The following is a 21,775-nucleotide window of genomic DNA, read 5'->3' as shown; positions in this document are numbered from 1 at the left end:
TTACCTAACGCCTGATATGCTGATTAGGATATAAAAAATCATCTAAAAATATTAAAAAGTCATTATCATCTGCCAAATCACCGATATCATAAATTTTATAACTGTTTAATATAGGTTCTGTTAGATTCTTTCCAACTTTAATGATTGAAATATGCTCTTTTGTAAGCAGATTGGAAATAAAGCTTTCTGGTGTAGTAAATTCCCTTTTTGCATTATAAACCAGCACATCATCCAAAAGATAACAGTTTTCAAGACCGAATTTTTCAATGAAATTATCACAGGCTTGCCTGTAATATATTTTAGGTCCATCATGAATCTTAATGTTATTCAGTTCGGATACTGCCAATTCAAGCAATATTACTGCATGAGATTCCTCATCCGTCCAGTAATCATGCTGGAATACCAAAAAGTCATTTTTATTCAATTCTCTTTTCAGAGAGTCGGCAGTCTTTTTAAGCTGAGGATGTAATGTATCCAATGGAATCTGTGGAATGTCAAACCCGATAGCTATTACATTGCTGGCACGAACTTTAAATTCATTTAAAATATCATTTTTATCTAAAGATTTATTCAAAGGATAAAAATATTCAATTTTTTTATCAGAATTTAAATAATTACGGGCAGACTGTATGAACTGGGAAAACTTATCCAGCCTCAATGCAGCACCGACATTACGGTTCTTGTCTGTAGGGTCAATGCAAACCAATGGATCTTTAAACATTTTAGCGGTACCGTAATCCTTCAAGTCAATGACATGTCCGAACTGCCAATTTGATGCTTCTTTTAATGTATTTTCAAAAGTTTCGTATTTTATTATCAGCAATTCACATAAGTATCCTGCAAATCCACCAACCTTGAATTCAGACCCATAAGTACCAGTCATATCCATGAATCTCTTTAAAAGCAAGACTTCATAATTCTGTCCTTCATCAAGATTTGCCTGAACATATTTCGTGTGAAGAATTGTCCTGTCAACAGCAGACTTAAGCTGGCTTCCATCATCTATCCTATAACAAGGGACAAAATCTATTTCAAATCCTTCAATTTCTGTTGTTACATATGGATGAGATGCAAACTGATGATGAGGCTCACCATTGAATACATCACAGCACTGGTGCGCCAAATCAAGCCCAATCTGCTTTAGGTCTTTCTTATCAGTAGTCAACGGAAAAGCTATGAAAATGTCTATGTCAGATTTGCCGCGAAGATAAGTCTTTTTAGCAACTGATCCCACCAATACCGCTTCAGCATCAATACCTTCAATATGACACTTATCGTTTATAAATTCAAGAAGTTTTCCAGAAACTTCCCTTACCCTATTCTTTTCATCTTCAGTAGGTTTAATTTCATCTAAAATAAGTTTATAATCCATTTAATCATAGCCTAAATTCCAGTAAATCTTCATAGATTGGTCCTGATGGAGTCAATGTACTTTTCTTTAATGTGATTAAGTTAACATCCATTGTTCCTATGTCGATATTGTTATATGTTTCTATTGTATTTTTAACTTTATTCTTGCCTTTTGCGGATTTCATTCGTCCTATTGTTAAATGAGATGAGAATTTTCTGTCCAAATCAAAGCCTATGGAATTGAATTCCTTATCCAGTTTATCATGAAGGTCTTTTAGGATTTCGTCTTCATCCAAACCTACCCAAATTACTTTTATGCGATTTTTATTTGGAAATGCTCCGCAACCTTTTATTTTAATTGTGAATGAATCAAAATCCTTTATGACATTTTCTATTTTTTCAGAGATTAAATCAATACCTTCCGTATCAATATCTCCAAAGAACTTTAAAGTGAAATGCAGATTCTGCAAATCCACATACTTAATGTTAGCGTCAATCTGTTTGAATTCACGAATGATTTTATTTATCTTTGGTTTTAAATCATCATCCAAGTCAATTGCTAGAAATGCTCTGATTTGTGACATCAATATTCCTCATTGTTCTATTATTGTTTCATCAATAGCTATACCAAAGTGCCTTGCACTTTTTTCTATATATACTTTAACTTTATCCCCCGGCTTTGCATCCGCAACGGATAAAGGATTATTATCAGCATCAACAATTCTGATTGTTTCAGCATTTTGAAGCAATGTTCTTATTGTTTTGCCTTCATATTCAGCTTCAATTAATATCAATGGCCTTCTTTCAATTTTGCTTCTTCCGACATATGCAGTGCGGGTTTCCCCTTCTGTATTTACAATCAATACTTCATCTCCTGCAACAAGTTCAGAGAGATATCTTGTCTTGTTTCCAGGAACCATAACATATGCCTGAACTGGACCTGCATTTACTCTGAATGGCCTTGAAGCTACATATTCACTTTCCAATGATTCTGAATGAACTAAAAACATTGATTTTGAATATGAACCTATGAGCATTCCTTCTCCAGGCTGCATCATGTCTGTTGTATCGACACATACCCTGTCACCTGACCCTAAAGGCTTAACATTTGTTATTGTAGCTACTTTCAATTCATATTTGACACGGGATGCATTATCTACTTCATCAGCAATCTCTTTAATTTGCGCAAAATCATTTGCTTCAAATATTACACCATCGGTTCCATGCTCCAAAGTCTCAAGTGCTAATTTAGCACCATCCCTGTCAGCCACAGCAGCAATAATCTCTACATCAACCTTTTGAAGATCTGCTATAATATTTTCAAGAGGAATTATCGTCCAGTCTGTTCCTATAAGAATAATATAATCTACGATTGGTCCTAATTTTACTGCAAGTTGTTCATGTAATTTATCAGTGATTCTAATGTATGCACAAACAGTTTTTCCATCGTTTTTAGCCTTTTTTGCAGCAGCTAAATCTTTGGAATCTGCTAAATTTTCACTCAAATCAATAGACCCGTCACCTTCTCCATCGATTCCGACAAGATAAATGTCAGCATCATCTTCATCGGAAATGATATTTACATTTCCAAGTTTGCGGATTTTTTGACTATACTCCAAATCCAATACATAAGCAATTCCTGATTCCAGTGCTGTTGTTATCATTTCCTTTCTGTCATCCCACGGAAGGTCTGGAGTCATTATCCAAGCGAATTTATTTTGCATTACATCACCTTATTTTAAGAATTTTAAAGCTTCTTCAACTTCTAAATCATTATGTACAACTTCTGAAATTGCTCTTGTAATTTTTCCAGGGTTTTCAGCTTGGAAAAGATTACGTCCAAATGCTACACCTGCTCCACCAACGCTTAAAGAGTCCTTAACCATAGTCAACAATTCTTCATCAGTTTCTACTTTTGGTCCTCCTGCAATAACTACAGGTACAAGTGCGCCTTCAACTACTTCCCTGAATGAATCAGGATCACCGGTATAATTTGTCTTTACAATGTCAACTCCAAGTTCTGAACCTACACGTGCGGCATGCTTTACGAATTCAACATCCATTTCGTTTTCAACTTTCTGGCCACGTGGGTACATCATAGCTAATAATGGAATTCCCCAGTAATCACATGTTTCAGCGATTTCACCTAATTGCTGTAACATTTCACTTTCTGTTGCACTTCCAAGATTTACATGCACGGAAACTGCATCTGCACCTAATTGGATTGCTTTTTCAACAGAAGTTACTGTTACCTTATTATTTGGATCAGGTGCAAGGGAGGTACTTGCGGATAAGTGTACAATAAGACCTATATCTTTACCGTATCCTCTGTGACCTCTTTGAACAATTCCCTTATGCATCAATATTGCATCTGCCCCTCCTTGGGAAATTTCTTCTACAGTGTCATCAATATCTACAATTCCTTTAATAGGTCCGCTGGAAACACCGTGATCCATAGGAGCAATGACTGTTCTTCCAGTATTCCTATTGAAAATTCTTTCTAAACGTATTTTTTTACCAATCATTATATTACCTTCTTAAAAAATAACACTATATACTATATTATTGCTTTTATATATAGTTTAATTGTTCATTTTTGTACTTTTTAAATAATGTATTTTTAATATTACATCAAATAATTAATTGAATTAATAACTGTTGAAAAAAATAAGAAATAATTAAATTTATGCTATTTTTTTAGCATAGGAGTCCACAAATCAAATTCCTTTATTTGTGGAGGAATGCCGCTGTCCTTATATGAATCCAAAAAACCATCATTAGATTTATAATCACCCTTTGCTTCAGATATTGAATTGTAAAATTCAACAAGACCCCTGTTTCTAATGAATGTGTGCTTTGGCTTGAAAGTGGAAGACCATATGTAGAATACCTTAAAAACAGTATCCGGATGATATCCCCCGCCTAAATCAATAGCCAAGATATCACATTTTTGAGTTATTTTAAAGACTTCAGATAATGTGTCATGAAGCCTTACATCAGCATTTATAAAAGTCAAATCCAACTTATCCATTTCCTTTGAAGCTTCAGGAGAATTATCCAGAGCTATTAATTTAACATCATTCTGTAAAATGACTTTTGAAGTGTTACCTGTATGGCATCCAAGCTCTATTATGCAGTCCCCATCATTTACTGCTTCGCTGATTTGCCTTCTGTAATCGTTGACATCATAGGATAACTTTATCATAATTGCCTCTTTTTGTATAGTTTATCTATATCAAGGTTTTTAATATTTAAATTTTTAAATGCACTTTCATTATATGCAAAGGCAAATACAGTATTTCCCAACATCGCCATTGAAGCACCCAAAATATCATCCGAAGAATTAAAATAATCAACTAAAGATTTGACTTCATCTGTCATTAATTTTGTATTTTGAGAAAATATTAAGGAAAGCTCTAAAAATTTACCAACAGAGATGTCTTGCATAAATTCATTCAGACATTCATGACCAGTTTTGGAAATGAGTTTTTTATGCTGAGGGTTTCGTATAATCGATGCCGTATCAATTTCGCCAAAAAATTTTGTGGCTACAAATAAATCTTCATCAAATGATTCGATTCTACCGACCCCCGGTGCACCAGGAGATGTTCTTAAAACCATTCCAGATCCAGTTTGGCCTATAACATCACCCAAACCTCCTCCAAGAGAAACTTCAACCATATGAGCAATCTGACCGCATTCCTCATATGAATATCCAAAGTCGAAGAATTCATTTAATGCTAACGATAAACTTAATGCAGAAGCTGCAGAAGTTCCAAATCCTGCTCCTATTGGAAGCTGAATATCCTGTGTGATTTCGAAGGGAGCATTTATCTTAAAATGCTTTAAAACCTCATTGATTACAATGTCACTACCCTGATTAACATTAATTTTGAATTCAGATGAATCTTTTATAGTAGTTTTTACTCCTCGATCAAGCAGAAAGCCTGCACCTAAAGACCCGTTTTTTAAAGGGTCTGTATTATTTTCTATACTGAAAAAACCGGTAATATGTGCAGGTACGAAAAATGAAATAGTCATAATAAAAAATATGGTGATGATTGATATTAAACTTGTTCATTACAATGCCGCATATTCCTCATCGGAAACTTCTTCACACCATTCGTTTTCAGGGTTGACACCAGGAACTTCAATGGCAATATGGGTAAATTCAGAATCCTTTGATGCACCATGCCAATGTTTTACATTTGGAGGTATGGAGACCACATCCCCAGGCTTTAACTTCTGTGCAGGCTTTCCTTCTTCCTGATACCATCCCTCACCTTTGGTTACAAGCAAAATTTGTCCACCATTTTCTTCAGCATGATGAATATGCCAGTTATTTCTGCATCCCGGCTCGAAAGTGACATTTGCCACCAGAACTTCACCTGCCTATGCCAAAATATTGAGATAGCTTTTTCCAATGAAAAACTCACCGAAGGGATTTTCCTCCCCTTTACCAAAAAGAATTTCTTCACTCATTATTCATCAACCCAATGAGCTACACTGTCTTTTGCATCATAAACATTTGCACCGGGAATGGATAAACCTTTTTTGATTTCTGCACCGTCACAGAGTTTAGCCAGATCTCTTTGAGATGATCCAAATCCTGAGCCTTCATGAGTAACGAATGGCTTTACGACTTTTCCTGTGAAGTCCAATTGTTCCAATTGAGTCCACATAGGCATCGGCAGAGTTCCCCACCAATTTGGAAAACCAATGTAAATTACTTCATAATCATTTATATCGGATAATGTTTCTTTGATTTCTGGTCTTGCATCGTCTTGCTGTTCTTTTTTGGCTACATCAATACATTTCATGTAATCTGCAGGATATTCATTTGCAGGTTCTACTTTAAATAAATCAGCCCCATCCAAGTCTTTAATGTATTCTGCTATAACTTCAGTATTTCCTTTTTCAATGTTTTTTAATTCTCCGCCGAAGTAGTTTTCACCTGAACGGGAAAAATAAATCACCAAACTGTTTGCCATAATTTACACCTTCTTTTGTTAAATATATATTTGAAACATTTAATATATAAATGTTGCGAAACACAACAATCAATGATTGAAAAAAATAAAAGAATAAAATAAAATTATTCTTTAATGGATCTTGCGAGCTCTGCACCCTTGTTGAATGCTTCTTCCAAAACATCCTCATCCGGAACGAAAGTAACATCCAAAGTGTCAGTTACATTAAATCCAGCAGCTTCCAAATCGGTTTGGAGTTTTTTGACAGCTCCTCCACCCCAACCTTTGGATGAGAATATTAAAGCATTTTTATTACTGGTAGTTCCTGCAAAGTTAACACAGTCTAGCCAGTATATCATATTACCAATACGTGGGAAAGGCTTGTTCATCATGGTAGGTGCACCTAAAGCAATAGCCTTACTGTCTAAAATATCAGTAATGGCATCATCAGGTCCATCATGCTGCATAAAGTACATTGCAACTTCAACACCTTCACTGGCAATACCTTCTGCAATTTGGAAAGCTAATTTTTCAGTTGAATGGTGCATAGTATCATAAATAACAGTAATTTTATCTTTGCATACTCCAGATCCCCATTTAGCATACAAATCAATGATGAATTTAGGGTTTTTCCAGATTTGACCATGGCATGGAGCAATCATTTTGATTTGATCAACAATGCCGTTGTCTGTTAATTCCTGCAATTTCATCCTAAGCATTGGAGAACCTAATGTAACAAGATTTGCATAATATTTTTGAGCCTCTTTTTCTAAAATGTCTAAAGAGTAATCCTCATCAAATCTTTTGGAGTGACATACGTGCTGACCAAATGCATCATTTGAGAACAAAATACCATCTTCAACCAGGAATGTGAACATGCTGTCCGGCCAGTGTAACATAGGAGCAGATACAAATGCTAATGTTCTGCCACCGATATCCACTTCATCACCAGTCTGAACGGTATTGATTTTTAAATCTCCGAAATTATGATATTGCTGTTCTAAAAATTTAGCACAATTAGGGGAAGCGTATATTTCTGCTTCAGGATTGTATTTTTCAATGGTTTCTCTTAAATGAGTTGAATGGTCCATTTCAGAATGGTTCTGTACAAAGACATCAATTTGGATATCTTTTCCTTCCTGAGCAAATGCATCCTCAATTCTTGCATATAACTGATTGTCTAATCCGCCATAGACATTATCAATCAATACAGTTTTTTCGCCACCAAATACCAAGTATGCATTATAGGTAGTTCCTGGAATTCCATATCCGTGGAAAGTTCTGCTGTTCCAATGGAGAACACCAACCCAGTAAACACCTTCTGCAATTTTTGCCGCTTTAGCTTTCATAATAATAATCTCCTATAAAAAAGTTTTATTATATAAAAATATATTTCTGTTAATATATAAAAGTAGTCAAAAATTCTCACATTGATTTATATTATAAATGATATAAAAATAATAATAGATTTTTAAAATATAGAGGTTATCATATGAATAAAAGAATAGATTTACATATGCACAGTTTATTTAGTGACGGAGAATTATTACCTTCAGAGCTTGCAAGAAGAGCTTTGAAATTAAATCATGAAGTTATAGCCATTACCGACCATATTGATTATTATAATGTTGAAGAAATTCCAAAAATACAAGCAGCAATAGATGACATTAACTCAAACTGGGACATTACCGTCGTATTGGGAGCTGAAGTAACACATGCACCAACCGAATCCATTGATGCAATAGCTAAAAGAGCAAAAGAACTGGGTGCTAAAATTGTAGTTGTGCACGGTGAAACATTAAACGAACCAGTGACACCAGGAACAAACTTAGCAGCAGTGAAATCAAAATATGTTGACATTTTAGGCCATCCCGGTTTGATAACAAAAGAGGAAGCGGAACTTGCACTTAAAAATGATATTTATTTAGAAATCAGTGCACGTAAAGGACATTGTCTTGGAAACGGTCATGTTGCAAGCATTGCCCGTGAAGTGGGAAACAAGCTGATTGTTGATACTGACACCCATTCACCGGATGATTTGATAACATTCGATAAATCATATGAAATAGCTCGCGGAGCAGGATTGAGTGATGAGGAAGCAATGAAAGCCATTGTCGATAATCCTCGTGAATTACTCAAAAGCAAAGGAATATTATGAAGGCATCCAAACTTCTAAAAATCATCAGAAAAGAACTGAAAGATTATCCTATTGAATATCTAAGAAATAAGGTAACAGACGACAGGTACAGAGATCCTCTTGTTAAGAAATTAGCCAAATACAACTCCGAAGCCTATGATGAAATCTATTCACTGGAAATTAAGGGCGATTTTGATGTGAATGACAGTGTCATCAACAAAATGAAAGGTGACATCAATTACTATTTTGACACCTACGCCGGAGGAGACATTGAAGCCCGTGAGTTTACAAAGTATCTGTCATTATACTTGGCTTTAATAGCTAAAAAACCTCTACACCCATATAGTGAAAACAGAAATGATGAAGTTTATGAAGAAAATGGTTCCTATTACTGCAAAACACGAATTAAAGCAATAAATGACAAGCGTTCACTTTGCAAATACTGTGTCTGCAAAAATCTGGGCTATTTTGGAATGTTTTAACTATTCATAGAAAAATTCTCTTAAGAATTTAATTATATTCATATGCACAATTCCATCTCTTGAATAATCTTGCCTATCCATTGTTAAAACATACTTTGGATAGTTATCATCAACTTGCTTTAAAGGTCTGAATTCCCTATCAATAGTTTTTTCATCATATAAATGATATGCAACTTGAATATAGAATTTTTTATTATCTTTTTTACATACAAAATCAATTTCATAATTGTTTATAGTACCAACGGTAACTTTACAGTCATTTCTTAATAATTCCAGATATATAATATTTTCAAGGATTCTTCCGATATTAAGTTGCTTTTCTTCAAGTTGGGACTTATAAAAACCCTGATCCATGATATAAAATTTTTCAGAACCGTTAATTTCTTTTTTACCTATTAAATCTTCTCTTGTTATTTTTGATAAAATATAAGCATTTTGAAGATATTCCAAATAATTATAAATAGTTGATTTAGTAATGTTGATTTTTTCATGTTTTAAATAAGTATATATTGAATGTGCGGAAATCAAATTTCCAATATTTTCAAGAATAAACTTTGTAATTCTAGAAAAAAGACCTATATTTCTAATTTCATATCGTTCAACAATATCATGTAACAATATTGATGAATACAAATCTTTTAAAGTAATTTCTTTATGATTTTTTGTATCAATTGTTACTGGTAAACCACCATAAGAAATATACTCTTCAAAATAATTTTCAATATCTGTATTGAATTCATTTTCAAAAAAAGCTTTCTGATTTAACTCTTCTTTAAAATCAATGAATTCATTGAAAGAAAAAGGATACATTTCAATTGAAATATAACGTCCTGTCAAAAATGTTGCTAATTCTTTTGATAATAGTTTAGAATTTGATCCTGTTATATAAATATCAACATTAGACAATTTGAAATATCCATTAATACTGATTTCCCATTGAGAAACATTTTGTATTTCATCAAAAAACAAATAAGTTTTATCATGATGCTCTTCTAAAAATTCTAAAACTATTTCATCAAGCTGTTCTCTAGTTTTAATATGATTGAATTTTGGAAGTTCCAAATCTATTAAAAGAATGTTATCTTCATTTACTCCATTTTCTATTAAAAAATTAATAATTAATTTAAAAAAATATGATTTACCGCATCTTCTGATACCAGTTATTATTTTAATTAAATCCACATCTACAAAAGATTTGATCTTATCCAAATATAATTTTCTTTCAACCATATTTTCACAAATTAGTTTTCTATAAAATACTATTTATAAAAAATTAATAAAATAGTTTTCTATAAAATACTATTTTATTTAAATAAAAAAATAGTACCTCATATGAAACGATTTTTTATATAATGAAAATTCTATTTTAAAACTTTATAAGTTAAAATCAGGTCTTTTCCCAAAGAAAATGAATCAGTCAGCTCCAGATTAACTCCTTCATCCATCGTGTCAAAGCCTTCACCATCAAACAATGTTTTTGCATTAACGCCGCCGACAACCTTCGGTGCAATGCATATTCTTATCTCATCAATAAGACCTTCTTTTATCATTGCGAAGTTTAGTGTAGCCCCACCTTCAAGCATCAATGTTTCTATGCCCTGACTGGCAAGGTAATCCATCAATGCAGTCAAATCCACTCTTGTGTCACCGCTGAAGAAGAATTCAACTCCCCTCTGCTTGAAGACATTGCATCTGTCACTTACTAAAAAATCATATTTGAATTCATTAGCTGCTGCAATTATTGTTTTTGCATCCTTATTGGTAATCCTTGCAGCTATTGGGGTTCTGCATTTGCTATCAACTACAACACGAACAGGATTGTCTTCCGGATTTGCATCAACCTTGTGAACGGTTAATCTAGGATCATCTGCCAATACGGTTCCTATTCCAACCATTATTGCATCCACATTCTTTCTAAGTTCATGAACTCTCTTCAAGTCCTCTTCACCGGAAATATTTGAACTGTTTTTTGCAGTGACTATTTTTCCGTCAAGTGTCATGGCAGCATTTAAAATAACGTAAGGTTTCATTAAATCACCTCATACATGATAAAACATCTCTTTAATTTGAAGGAAGTTTGCTAATGTCTGATTACCTATTACGCCAGGCATAGTCAATGCAACGAATATACCTATAATACCAAAAATCAAACCGATTCCCCAAATTATGCGAACAGCCTGCTTTTCTGTAATCGGTCTTCTGATAACAAATCTGATTAAAGACTTGAAACCTGTCTCAGGCCTTATTAAATTACCATCCTCATCGACCTGTGTTGGCTTGAATTGCTGGCGCTCCATTACACCTGCACTGTAAAATTTCATAGCCGCATCAATAATATTCGGCATCAAAACAATAAGTGCAATCAACTTAACCCTACCGATAAAAGCAATGGAAACAATTGTAGCTCCAATAATTAGCGTACCTGTATCACCAGGAAAAATTTTAGCAGGATACTTGTTGTAATATAAAAATGCAATCAATGCACCTAGCATACTCATACTGATGATTGTTACATCGTATTTTCCTAAAATTATACAAGAAATAGTTAATGATGCAATAGAGATAATACCCAAACCAGATTCAATACCATTCAAACCGGCAAGCATATTTGTAAGATTGGATCCTATAGAAATAGCTATTGGAATTGAAATCAAATATAATATCCCCACATTGGATGGTGCAGCCCATATTAACGGAACACCTGCTAAAAACAATAGGAATAATTTCTCTTTGGATGATAAGACAAGCAAATCATCAACGATACCAATAATACCTACAAGCAGAATTACTATAAGCACAACACATAACGGAAATACCAATATGTCATGCATATAGATACCTGAAAACATTCCTATGATAAAACCGAAAAGGATTCCAAAACCACCCATTTCAGCAACAATAGGCTTCCAGGACTTATGCAAGTCCTTTCCTACAATATCAGCATTTTCCAATTTACGAATAATTCTAGGCATTGACAAATGAGTCACTAAAAAAGCAAGCAACCCACAGATTATCGCTATAACATACAGCGGTAGTTGAGGTAGTATCATCATAACAATCACTTACATATAAGTATATATTAATAGTTAAAAATAATTTTTGATTTATTTCTTATTCAAAATATAATAAACGCTTCTAAGAGGAATGTCTAATTTTTCAGAAATCTCTTTAGGTTTCATGCCTGATTTGCTGAGAGATTCTATTTCATCATAATCGTACTTTTTGGTGTTGGTATTCAGTTTGGTTTTGTTTCTTCTAAGTAAATAATAAACCCTGTTTACTGTAATATCCAATATTTCAGCAATTTCACGTGCCTTATAACCTTCACTGGCCAATTCCAGCAATTCATCTTCATAGTCACATGGTTTTTTTGATGCTCCCCAATGATATTCCTTTTCGATTTCGATATCAAGTTCCTTTAAAGCATTAATGTATGTAGGAGACGTTCTCCCATAAATGCTTGGTGAACAGGTTATCTTTTCAAGGTTAGGATACTTTTCAAGCAAATTCATAATCATAAATGAAGAAGGGACCTCCGTAATATGAATTGTAGTTACATCTTCATCCATAACAATCACTACTTCTTAATCAAGTCAAGGAATTTTTTAGACTTGACCGTTTTTGGATTCTTAATGTTTTCAATGTTCTTGATTTCCTTTTTGATTTTAGATTCATTAACATTGAATGTATTGCTAATACTTTGCAAATCAATGCCACTATTGAGATGCAAATGAGCAGCACCCAAAGCAGGATGATTTACCTTGATGTTTGAATTTTTCATTTCCTTTTCAAACTTGAACTTTTCATATAAAATCAAATCCTTCTGGTCAACATCTAAAATCTTGATATCACTGAACTGATTTAGGATATCTATGACATTAGAAAATCTCTGTGCAAATACTTTTCTTTGCTGACGGTCGAGCTCGACACGAATATATGGAAACGGTCCGGTTGTTAACTTACGATTTGAAACAGATGTTGTCAGATAATACTTGAATATATCCCAGCTGATTAATGCGGGTGCAATATTTTCAAATATTGTCTTTTCAATTGTGTCTCTTGTTTTCAAATCCCTTTTAAGTGAACGGTTTATTTCATCATGACGATCCAGGTATCTGAGATTTTTAAGCTCTTCATGAATCTTATCTGCTCTCCATTTTTCAATTTCAGCAACATCAAATGAATCAATGTAATTAGGAGTGTGATTGTTATACTTGTGAACTATCTCATCATAAATATTTATACGTTTAAAATCAGACAATCTTCTTTTTAAGATATCATCACGAATTTGGCTTATAATACGTTCTGCATAGCGAACATAACCTAAAGCAACAGCAGTTCTTGCATGCTTATCATCAATGATTGCAGGTCTTGTCCTGTGGAATTCCAATTTTTCAATCCGGACATTCTTTCCATATTTCTTTCTTAACTCTTCTTCATAATTGTCTACGAATTCAGAGTCAAAAGTGGCCCTTTTTCTTAACCAGCGATTGTTCTTATCTTTATATCTAAATAATGGTGAAATGGTCTTTACATGTCCAGTACGTTCTTGTTTAAGAGCATTGATAACTTTCTTAAATGAATTTCTACCATATTTTGATAAATCCGCCATTAAAACACGATAATTACCAGACAAAGGTAAAAATGGAATTATTTCAATCCTATAGGTATTCTGTCTGCTAATCTTAAATGAAAATGAATCGCTTTTGCAACTGCATTTTCCATTCAATTGCTTGTATTCAGATACTGAATATTTCTTATAACAGGAATCGCATTTCAGGTATCCGAACTGATCAAGGTGAGCCAATGCAATTTGATGGGAATCAATAGCTGACTTAACCCTGTCCAGAATATTCTTTTTAGCGTTAGCCTTATTTCTAAATATCTGGTTGTGACGACTGTTTTCACTAACCTCTTCAAGAGAAACTTCACCTATGGATTTGGTTCCATATTTATTTAAGGATGTGAATGGAGTACCGTATCCCTGCACTTCCATATCCCGTCTAAGCTGTTTTAAATTTTCTAATCTGTCATCAAGCTTAAAGTAGAGATTTTTGAAATTTTCAAATTCGTCAATATCATCAATATTAATGTCATCATTTGAAATTTCCTTTAAATATTTCTCCGCTTTAATTACAAGGACAGATTCTTCCATATTAATCAAATTTATTGAATTTGTTCACCGATTTCACAATCATCTGGTGATAACAATGCTCCGCTTTCACCGGTTGCAAGAAGCATTCCTTCAGATAATGTTCCAAACAATTTTGCTGGTTTTAAGTTGACTAAAACAGCAACTTTTCTGTCAATCAACTCTTCAGGTGAGTAGAATTTTGCAAGACCAGCAACGATTTGTCTGGTTTCATCACCGATGTCAACTTGTAATTTCAACAATTTATCAGATTTTTCTATTTTTTCAGCTTCTTTAATTTGTCCAATTCTAATATCAACTTTATCAAAGTAATCAATATCTATAATATCACTCATATTATCTTCCTCATTTTCTTTTAGGTTATTCTGTAATTTTTCTTTTTCATTAGTAATTACATCATCTTCTATTTTTTTGAATAATGGTTTAGCTTTTGCGATTTCATATCCGCTTGGAAGTGAAACCTTAGCGTCATCCCATACATCAAGAGCATCCAATTTTAAGATTTCAGCTATTTGGTCTGCTTTAGTTGGCAGGAATGGTTTTAAAACATATGCCAAACATTTTGCCAATTGATTAGATAAGTATAATGTATTAGCAGCTTTTTGTGGATTTTCTTTTACTGCTTTCCATGGCTCCTGGTCGTTGAAATATTTATTTCCTATTTTAGCTACTTTAAATATTTCAAGCAAGGCTTCCCTGAATTCATAATTGGAAATGTATTCTCCAACACTATCAGGCAATTTTTCAATTTCAGCTTCAAATGCAACATCCTCGTCTGATGCATCTACATATTCAGGTATTTTGCCGTCAAAGAACTTGTGTGTAAAAGTAAATGTTCTGTGAAGCAGGTTTCCTATTACATCTGCAAGCTCATCATTGTTCCTTCTTTGGAAGTCGTCCCATGAAAAGTCTGAATCCTTGTTTAAAGGAGCATTGATTGTCAAATAGTATCTGAGCAGGTCAGCATCAAAGTCCTTTACAAAATCATCAATCCAGATAACCCAATTTTTACTGGTAGACATTTTTTCTCCTTCAAGAGAGAGGAATTCACCAGCATAAATCATGTCAGGCTTTTTACATCCGTATGCAGTCAATAAACCTGGCCAGAATATAGAATGGTGGTAAATGATATCCTTTCCTATAAAGTGAACTACATAGTCACTCCAATAATCTTCCCATTTGATTCCTGTTTTTCTTGACCATTGGGCAGCTGAGGAAATATATCCCAAGAATGCCTCAATCCAAACATACAATACTTTGCCTTCAGCCTCATCCAGAGGAACAGGAATTCCCCAGTCCATATCTCTTGTTAAAACCCAATCGTTAAGGCCTTCTTTAAGCCAGTTTGATGCATAGTTTTTAACATTTGCAGGCAAATTATCATTATTGTTAATATAATCCTTCAATTCATCTTCAAATTCAGATAATTTAAATGCATATTGATATGTGTCTTTAATTACGGGAGTATTTCCACAGGTCAAACATCTTGGTTCATCTAATTCAGTTGGATCAAGTGCTCTTCCACATTTTTCACAGTGATCCCCACGAGCTTCAGCACCGCAGGCAGGACATAAACCTTCAACATAACGATCAGGCAAGAACTTATTACAGTTTTCACAGTATAACTGCTGAATATCCAGCCTATAAATCAAACCCTTATCATACAAGTCTTTAAAGAAGTTTTGAGCTATTTCATAATGAATATCATCAGTGGTTCTTGTAAAATTATCCAGTGAAATGTTCATTGATTCCACATCACGAACAATCATGTCATGGTATCTTTTAGAAATCTCTATAGGCTTTTTATTTTCTTTATCTGCTTTAACTGCAATTGGAGTTCCATGTTCATCAGTAGCACAAACCATCAACACGTCATTGCCAATCATACGATTATACCTTGCATAGATATCTGCAGGCAAGTAAGTAGAACGGATATGACCTAAATGACATGGACCGTTTGCATAAGGAAGTGCACATGAAATAAAAATCTTACTCATTTATTGTTCTCCTAAAATTTTTAAGCATAAATATATATATTATTCATAGTTTATAAAGTATTATTTTTTAAAAGCAACTTAAAAAGAAATTAGAAAATAGAAAATTAATTAATGAACAAAAAGACATTAATTGCAATAATTATTAAAAATCTTTGAAGAAAAAATAATCACATCAGGTAAATACTGCCTTTAAAAATAAGTTAATTTTTTAATATATGAAACTAAAACTTTAATTATGGCAGAAATTTCATATATCAACCCATTATCAAATGAAGGTAGAGAAATCATAAAGGATTACGGTGATTTAAATCAACTAGACAAAGAAGATGAATACCTAATCGAAGAAGTAATTCACACAACAAATCAGAAAATTTCAGATGACTCATTAATACCAAAATCATATAAGGATTTGGCATTCAAAAGAATACAATGGGCAATCGAGAAAAAAAACAATAAAAAATATAATCAAAATGAGTTCGAATACCTTTCAAATGATGCTATTTTTAAACAGGATGTTGTTATATTTCATGTGCTCTGCCAGGCTATTGCAATACAGTTCAATACAGGATCAAGAGAAACCAGATTATTCATTGAATCCCAGGGAATATTGATTCAGGAAAGACTGGCCAAACTAACTCCATCCACAAGAGAAGAGATAATTGATGAGATTTTGGATGAAATCAAGGTTGACGGATCTATCAAATGGAGTTCCCTGAAAGATGTGATAGCTAGCAAAAAACTTAAGTTAAGCGAATTATTAATTCAGAACGGAGACATTATCCTTCAGCAGGACGAATTTCTAGACAATTATGCAGAGGAGTTTTCAGACAGAAGCCCTGACAGAATGTATAACATACTTGTCGGAGACAGTGTGAAGGAATTAATATTATCACGTCTGATAATGCAAAAAACCGAAGAATATATTTCAAGAATAAAAGAAATGTCTGCAAGAGTTGAAATGCATCCTGAAATTGTAAAGCTATCTGAAGAATTAAAAGAATTCATTCCAGAAGAAATCAGCAAATACAATCAATATTATGCTGGAAGCGGCGGAATATATGGAACAGTGCAGGCAGGAAAATTAATCCCTGAAGCGTTTCCCCCATGTATAGAAAATACTGTAAACGGAGTATCTTCAGGAGGTCGTAACGATGCAATCGTGCTTCTATTAACATCATTTGCATCTTACGCAAGATTATATCCAAGAATATTTGCATCTGACGAAAGCATAAAGGTCTCTGATGTTGATCCTGACTTAAGCATTACCCAAAATGAGATATTGCCATTAATTTTTGATGCTGCAGATAACTGTACACCACCGTTATTTGAAGACCAGCCACAGGAAAAGGTAAACATAATATCAAAACTGGGATTCGGAATGCACAGTGAAATAGACATTAACCACGAAGGAGAAACCACATGGTACACCCCAATGAGTTGTGAAAAAATAAAAATACACTTGCCGCAATTATGTAAGCCTGACGGGTCATGCAAAGGAATAAACAATCCACTATCCTGTTATGGGCGCAAAAAGTTCCAATTGGATAAGCAAGCAAAAGAATAATTATTATCTGTTATAATAATCGTTAATTATCTGACCATCCCTAATTTCAATTGTTCTGTCGGCCAGACGTGCAACATCCCTATCATGAGTGACTATAATCAATGTTGCATTAATCGATTCATGAACAAACCTCAAAACATCAAGAACTTTAGCACCAGTTCTTGTATCAAGAGCACCAGTAGGCTCATCTGCTAAAATTATAGATGGCAAATTAACCAAAGCTCTTGCAATAGCTACTCTTTGACGTTCCCCACCGGACAACTTATTAGGCTTTTGTTTTTTCTTGTCAAGCAATCCTACAGCTTCAATGAAAAGCAATGCCCTTTTATGTTTTTCTTTTTGTGACAGCTTAGCATCCATCAATGGAATTTCAACATTTTCCTGAACAGTCAGATTAGGTATCAGGTTATGAAGCTGAAATACAAAACCTATTTCATGTCTTCTAAAATCACTTAAATCCTTTTGTGAAGCTAAATCAACGCCATTTACAATGACCTGACCTGAATCCGGAGTATCTAAAGCACCCAACATATTCAACAATGTGGATTTGCCTGATCCAGAAGGTCCTATGATGGATACAAAACTTCCCTTTTCAATATATAAATTAATTCTGTTTAAAGCTGTGACAGCACCGTCATCATACTGTTTTAAAACATTAATTAACCTGTATTCCATCAAATCACCTATTCATACCTCAATGCCTCTGTTGGAGCAAGCTTGGATGCCTTATATGCAGGATATACTCCGCCAATAATTCCTACAATAATTGTAATGCCGAATGCCAATATGAAAGTTCCTGGAGTGTAGACAAGTGAAAATCCATCAGTTCCAATAAGCCGGACACCAATTTCAGCGATTAAAATTCCAAATATGGAACCTATAATGCCTGACAGTGTTGTTAAAACCAAGGTTTCCCCCATAATCATTACCAACACCTTTTTACTTTTCCATCCAATTGATTTTAAAACACCTATTTCTTTTGTTCTTTCATATACTGTCATTACCATAGTATTTATTACACCTATACCTCCGACAATGATTGCCAGACCTGAAATTGCAAGAGAAGCCGTATTCAATATGCCTGTTACATCATCCAATATTGAAGACATTTCCTCACTCGTTAATGTTGAGAGGTTCTCATTTTTATCCTTAATTTCATTGCTGACAATTGTATCATTAGTGCTTTCAGAAGTTTTGACTAAAATAGATGAAACTTTATCAGTGTCTGAGATATTTTGAAGAGTATCCAATGAAACATAAACACCATTGTCCGTCATGATGCTTCCAGTCTCATATATTCCGGTAATCTTAAAGTCATGGCCTAAAAAAGTAAAATTATCCCCAATGCTTACATTATTTAATTCACTGTATCCCACACCGACAATTGCATCATATGAATTGTTCTTATAAATAGATCCATTAACGTCTTTAATTCCAATTAAATTCAATTTAGAATCATCAAAACCATATACCCTCGTTTGCATCATCGGTCTGCTGGACTGCGAATAGGATTGTGCGGATTCACTTACCGACAGCTGACCAACTGCATCCGAAACATTTGAAATATTTTTTAAATCACTTATTAATGACATGTCAAGCAATCCGGAACTTCCACCGATATTTGTAGAATTTGTAACAGTTATTTCTGCTCCACCCTGATTGAATGAAGTCTGAACGGAATCTTCCATTCCTGCAGTAATGAGTCCTAAAGCAACTATTGTTGCGATTCCAATAGCTATTCCAATAATTGATAATGCACTGCGAGTCTTATTCCTGAAAGGATTCTTTAAAATCAATGTTATAAACCTAATAACTAAACACCCTCATCATAAACTGCTTTGATTGAACTTGAACGGATTGTGGTTTTCATCGGTCTTGTCATAATACTTGTTTAAAATAGCTGATTCCCACATATTATAATTTTGCTGATCTGTTGTTGAAAATCTGTATGCCAATATCCCAATATTTCGTGAATCCTCATCGATATCATTTTCCTGACAGAAAATACTGACCATATCCGGTGCAAATTCTGAAGGTTCATCTTCCATGAAATCCATAAACTCTTCATATTCAGTTTTTGACAACATTTCTTCTGGTTCTATTGGATAATCGCTTGACTTTATTGTATATAACTCAATATACATCATTGATTGAAGAGGCATTTGGTTATGTTCTATTGATAAGCCCCTTACTTCACCTGTTTCCAAATCCAGTATGGTATGGCCTGTTTTCTGGGTTGGAAACCAGTTGTCATATGCGGGCTTTACAATTTCTTCGGGAGATAAGTTAGACAATATTGTCTTTAAGTGTTCAACTCCAATTACTTCAAAAATTTCTTCCATAATAATATTTTAAAAAATAGTATATAAATAGAATTCGAAATTCACAAATATTAAAAAGAAAAAAAGAATTATTAAAAAATTAAAATTTAAAGAATTCTGACCATTTTACATTTTGTTTAACATTTTCAATTGCCTCATCATAAGTTTCATGATCAATTTCCTCTTTTTTGAAAATTTCTGCTTTAATCTTTAAATCAAAATCAGATTCTTGAATTTTTTCCAATATGTTTTCATCAGGGTTATTTTGTTCAATTTGATTTTTAATTTCATTTTGAACATTGAAAAGAAGGTCAATTGCTTCACCAACAGTAAAACCATTAGACTTTAAAATTTCAATTTTTTTAATTTGTTCGTCACTAAAATCGATTTCCATTTTTGTCAGGATAATAGACTCCTATTTGAAATTAATTAATATTATTATTTAAATAGTTATTAAAGTTAACTTTTTGTTAAAAGAATCTTCTAATCATGAAAATTTTTAACAAAAAACCGATTATAAAAAAATTAATAGTTTTAATAAAAAAATAAAAAGGTTAAAATTAATTAACCGAAAATTGAAGTAATGGTTACTTTATTTGAAGTGATTGCGCCATTTTCAGCATACATTGAAGTGACAATGTATTGGCCAGGCCATAGGTTAATGTTCAATCTGGCATAACCTAAAAGGTCAGTGGTACGATTATACATGACACCATTGATATTTAATGTTATTACCTTACCAATTAAAGGAAAACCTTGACCATCAACCAATTTAACGGAAAATGGTGTTAAATCAAAGACTTGTTTAGTTAAATCAGACCCGACAAGAACAGGTAAAACTTTAATGTTGTTAGAAACCTTATATCCATTATATTCAGCAGTTATGATATAATCTCCAGGTCTTAAATTGATGTTTAATTTTACATAACCATTTTCATCACTGGTTCTATTATAAAATACACCGTTAATATTGAATAATGCTGAAACCCCTTTTCCAACAGGATTTCCATTATCATCCATAAGCCTTACGGAATACTGTGATGCATTCCTGTAATATTTGGTTAAATCATTATTTTCCACAATAGATACTGATATGAAAATATTATTTGAATGCATTTCCCCTGTTACAGGATTAGTGGCTGTTATAATATATTCACCATGATTTAAATTAATGTTTAAACCTGCAATACCTGACCCATTAGTTTTTCTTGTATATTGAACACCGTTTATATTGAATTTGACATCAGTATTTTTTAAGATTTGACCTTGAGAATCAATGAATTTTGCATAGTATTTTGATGCATTTCCATACATCTTAATCAAATCTTTTCCCTCGACAGTTGGATTGATTGTTACTTTAGCTTTTTGAGTTAAAATATACATATATGAAACACGAGCATCATAGACGCCTGAATCCAGATTAAGAGCTAAGGAAGTTTTTCCCTCATCATTTGTAGTTTTATAATAATCCACACCATTAAGAGTTATTTTAAGAGAAGCATTTTTCATTGTCTGGTTAAATAATTTAAATGAAATTTCAAGATTTTCAGAACCACCATAATACTTTGTGACATCAGGAACATTCAAATCAATGACATCTGCAGTAATGTTCTTAATTATATCAGGAGTAATATTGCCAAACCCAAAATCATTTGAATCTGACAGAATACTTCCATCACTATAAGATGCACCCACTGTGTCCGTACTTTCATCGCTTATTGTTTGATTTAAATCAGCACTTGCAGATACTGAAGAAATAGAAACAATAAACAATATTAGACATAAAATAAATAAAAATTCCT

At 33.2% G+C, this 21,775-nt stretch carries 23 protein-coding genes; 3 read left to right on the top strand and 20 right to left on the bottom strand.

The window, feature by feature from the left end; all coding sequences use genetic code 11:
* Positions 1-4: 4 nt before the first annotated feature.
* From cca to SM9_RS04995, 9 genes are all read right to left on the bottom strand, one after another.
* Positions 5-1,372, bottom strand: a complete 1,368-nt coding sequence (gene cca / locus SM9_RS05035) for a CCA tRNA nucleotidyltransferase (protein ID WP_058739096.1) — start codon at positions 1,370-1,372, stop codon at positions 5-7.
* Between the two features lie 4 nt (positions 1,373-1,376).
* Positions 1,377-1,934, bottom strand: a complete 558-nt coding sequence (gene thpR, locus SM9_RS05030) for an RNA 2',3'-cyclic phosphodiesterase (RefSeq protein WP_058739095.1) — start codon at positions 1,932-1,934, stop codon at positions 1,377-1,379.
* Positions 1,935-1,943: 9 nt separating this feature from the next.
* Positions 1,944-3,074 carry a 3-dehydroquinate synthase II gene (locus SM9_RS05025; RefSeq protein ID WP_083495840.1) on the bottom strand — a complete coding sequence of 377 codons (1,131 nt, stop codon included), beginning with the start codon at positions 3,072-3,074 and terminating at the stop codon, positions 1,944-1,946.
* A gap of 9 nt (positions 3,075-3,083) precedes the next feature.
* Entirely contained in the window at positions 3,084-3,878 is a 795-nt protein-coding gene (locus SM9_RS05020) for a 2-amino-3,7-dideoxy-D-threo-hept-6-ulosonate synthase (RefSeq protein WP_083495839.1), read from the bottom strand.
* A gap of 161 nt (positions 3,879-4,039) precedes the next feature.
* The gene (locus tag SM9_RS05015) at positions 4,040-4,555 is read right to left on the bottom strand and encodes a class I SAM-dependent methyltransferase (RefSeq protein ID WP_058739093.1); all 516 of its coding nucleotides are present in this window, start codon (positions 4,553-4,555) and stop codon (positions 4,040-4,042) included.
* Complete coding sequence (locus tag SM9_RS05010) at positions 4,552-5,391, bottom strand: pantoate kinase (protein WP_058739092.1); 840 nt, start codon at positions 5,389-5,391, stop codon at positions 4,552-4,554. Before SM9_RS05010 ends, SM9_RS05015 begins: the two co-directional genes overlap by 4 nt.
* A gap of 39 nt (positions 5,392-5,430) precedes the next feature.
* Positions 5,431-5,727: a cupin domain-containing protein gene (locus tag SM9_RS05005; protein ID WP_198144444.1), complete on the bottom strand. Its 297-nt coding sequence runs from the start codon at positions 5,725-5,727 to the stop codon at positions 5,431-5,433.
* A 104-nt stretch (positions 5,728-5,831) separates the two neighbouring features.
* Positions 5,832-6,341: a flavodoxin gene (locus SM9_RS05000; protein ID WP_058739091.1), complete on the bottom strand. Its 510-nt coding sequence runs from the start codon at positions 6,339-6,341 to the stop codon at positions 5,832-5,834.
* 104 nt (positions 6,342-6,445) lie between these two features.
* Positions 6,446-7,669: an FprA family A-type flavoprotein gene (locus SM9_RS04995; protein ID WP_058739090.1), complete on the bottom strand. Its 1,224-nt coding sequence runs from the start codon at positions 7,667-7,669 to the stop codon at positions 6,446-6,448.
* 143 nt (positions 7,670-7,812) lie between these two features.
* On the opposite strand from SM9_RS04995, the gene SM9_RS04990 reads away from it, so the two are divergent.
* The gene (locus SM9_RS04990) at positions 7,813-8,478 is read left to right on the top strand and encodes a histidinol phosphate phosphatase domain-containing protein (protein ID WP_058739089.1); all 666 of its coding nucleotides are present in this window, start codon (positions 7,813-7,815) and stop codon (positions 8,476-8,478) included.
* Positions 8,475-8,939 (top strand): DUF2115 family protein, encoded by a 465-nt coding sequence (locus tag SM9_RS04985; RefSeq protein ID WP_058739088.1) that lies wholly within the window; start codon positions 8,475-8,477, stop codon positions 8,937-8,939. The genes SM9_RS04990 and SM9_RS04985 overlap by 4 nt, the downstream gene beginning before the upstream one ends.
* Here the strand turns inward: SM9_RS04985 and SM9_RS04980 are convergent, their stop codons facing one another.
* From SM9_RS04980 to metG, 6 genes are all read right to left on the bottom strand, one after another.
* On the bottom strand, positions 8,940-10,169 hold the full coding sequence (locus SM9_RS04980; RefSeq protein ID WP_058739087.1) for an ATP-binding protein: 1,230 nt from the start codon (positions 10,167-10,169) through the stop codon (positions 8,940-8,942).
* A 131-nt stretch (positions 10,170-10,300) separates the two neighbouring features.
* On the bottom strand, positions 10,301-10,969 hold the full coding sequence (locus tag SM9_RS04975) for a 2,5-diamino-6-(ribosylamino)-4(3H)-pyrimidinone 5'-phosphate reductase (RefSeq protein ID WP_058739086.1): 669 nt from the start codon (positions 10,967-10,969) through the stop codon (positions 10,301-10,303).
* Positions 10,970-10,978: 9 nt separating this feature from the next.
* Positions 10,979-11,992, bottom strand: coding sequence for an MraY family glycosyltransferase (locus SM9_RS04970; RefSeq protein WP_058739085.1), 1,014 nt, complete (start codon positions 11,990-11,992; stop codon positions 10,979-10,981).
* A gap of 51 nt (positions 11,993-12,043) precedes the next feature.
* A complete protein-coding gene (locus tag SM9_RS04965) occupies positions 12,044-12,508 on the bottom strand; it encodes a hypothetical protein (RefSeq protein WP_058739084.1) in 465 nt (154 codons plus the stop codon).
* Between the two features lie 8 nt (positions 12,509-12,516).
* Positions 12,517-14,094, bottom strand: a complete 1,578-nt coding sequence (locus SM9_RS04960) for a DUF530 domain-containing protein (protein WP_058739083.1) — start codon at positions 14,092-14,094, stop codon at positions 12,517-12,519.
* A gap of 11 nt (positions 14,095-14,105) precedes the next feature.
* The gene (gene metG, locus SM9_RS04955) at positions 14,106-16,088 is read right to left on the bottom strand and encodes a methionine--tRNA ligase (protein WP_058739082.1); all 1,983 of its coding nucleotides are present in this window, start codon (positions 16,086-16,088) and stop codon (positions 14,106-14,108) included.
* Between the two features lie 235 nt (positions 16,089-16,323).
* Here metG and SM9_RS04950 point away from each other — a divergent pair, with 235 nt between their 5' ends.
* Complete coding sequence (locus SM9_RS04950; protein ID WP_058739081.1) at positions 16,324-17,652, top strand: DNA primase; 1,329 nt, start codon at positions 16,324-16,326, stop codon at positions 17,650-17,652.
* Between the two features lie 3 nt (positions 17,653-17,655).
* Here the strand turns inward: SM9_RS04950 and SM9_RS04945 are convergent, their stop codons facing one another.
* The 5 genes from SM9_RS04945 to SM9_RS04925 form a co-directional block, all read right to left on the bottom strand.
* A complete protein-coding gene (locus SM9_RS04945) occupies positions 17,656-18,327 on the bottom strand; it encodes an ABC transporter ATP-binding protein (RefSeq protein WP_058739080.1) in 672 nt (223 codons plus the stop codon).
* Positions 18,328-18,335: 8 nt separating this feature from the next.
* Entirely contained in the window at positions 18,336-19,448 is a 1,113-nt protein-coding gene (locus SM9_RS04940) for an ABC transporter permease (RefSeq protein WP_058739079.1), read from the bottom strand.
* Between the two features lie 30 nt (positions 19,449-19,478).
* Positions 19,479-19,994: a hypothetical protein gene (locus SM9_RS04935; RefSeq protein WP_232299187.1), complete on the bottom strand. Its 516-nt coding sequence runs from the start codon at positions 19,992-19,994 to the stop codon at positions 19,479-19,481.
* 79 nt (positions 19,995-20,073) lie between these two features.
* Entirely contained in the window at positions 20,074-20,367 is a 294-nt protein-coding gene (locus tag SM9_RS04930) for a hypothetical protein (RefSeq protein WP_058739077.1), read from the bottom strand.
* Positions 20,368-20,537: 170 nt separating this feature from the next.
* The gene (locus tag SM9_RS04925) at positions 20,538-21,746 is read right to left on the bottom strand and encodes a carboxypeptidase-like regulatory domain-containing protein (RefSeq protein WP_058739076.1); all 1,209 of its coding nucleotides are present in this window, start codon (positions 21,744-21,746) and stop codon (positions 20,538-20,540) included.
* Positions 21,747-21,775 lie beyond the last annotated feature (29 nt).

It is taken from the genome of Methanobrevibacter millerae, assembly GCF_001477655.1.
Classification (GTDB): domain Archaea; phylum Methanobacteriota; class Methanobacteria; order Methanobacteriales; family Methanobacteriaceae; genus Methanocatella; species Methanocatella millerae_A.
This window is presented reverse-complemented; position numbering and strand designations above follow the sequence as displayed.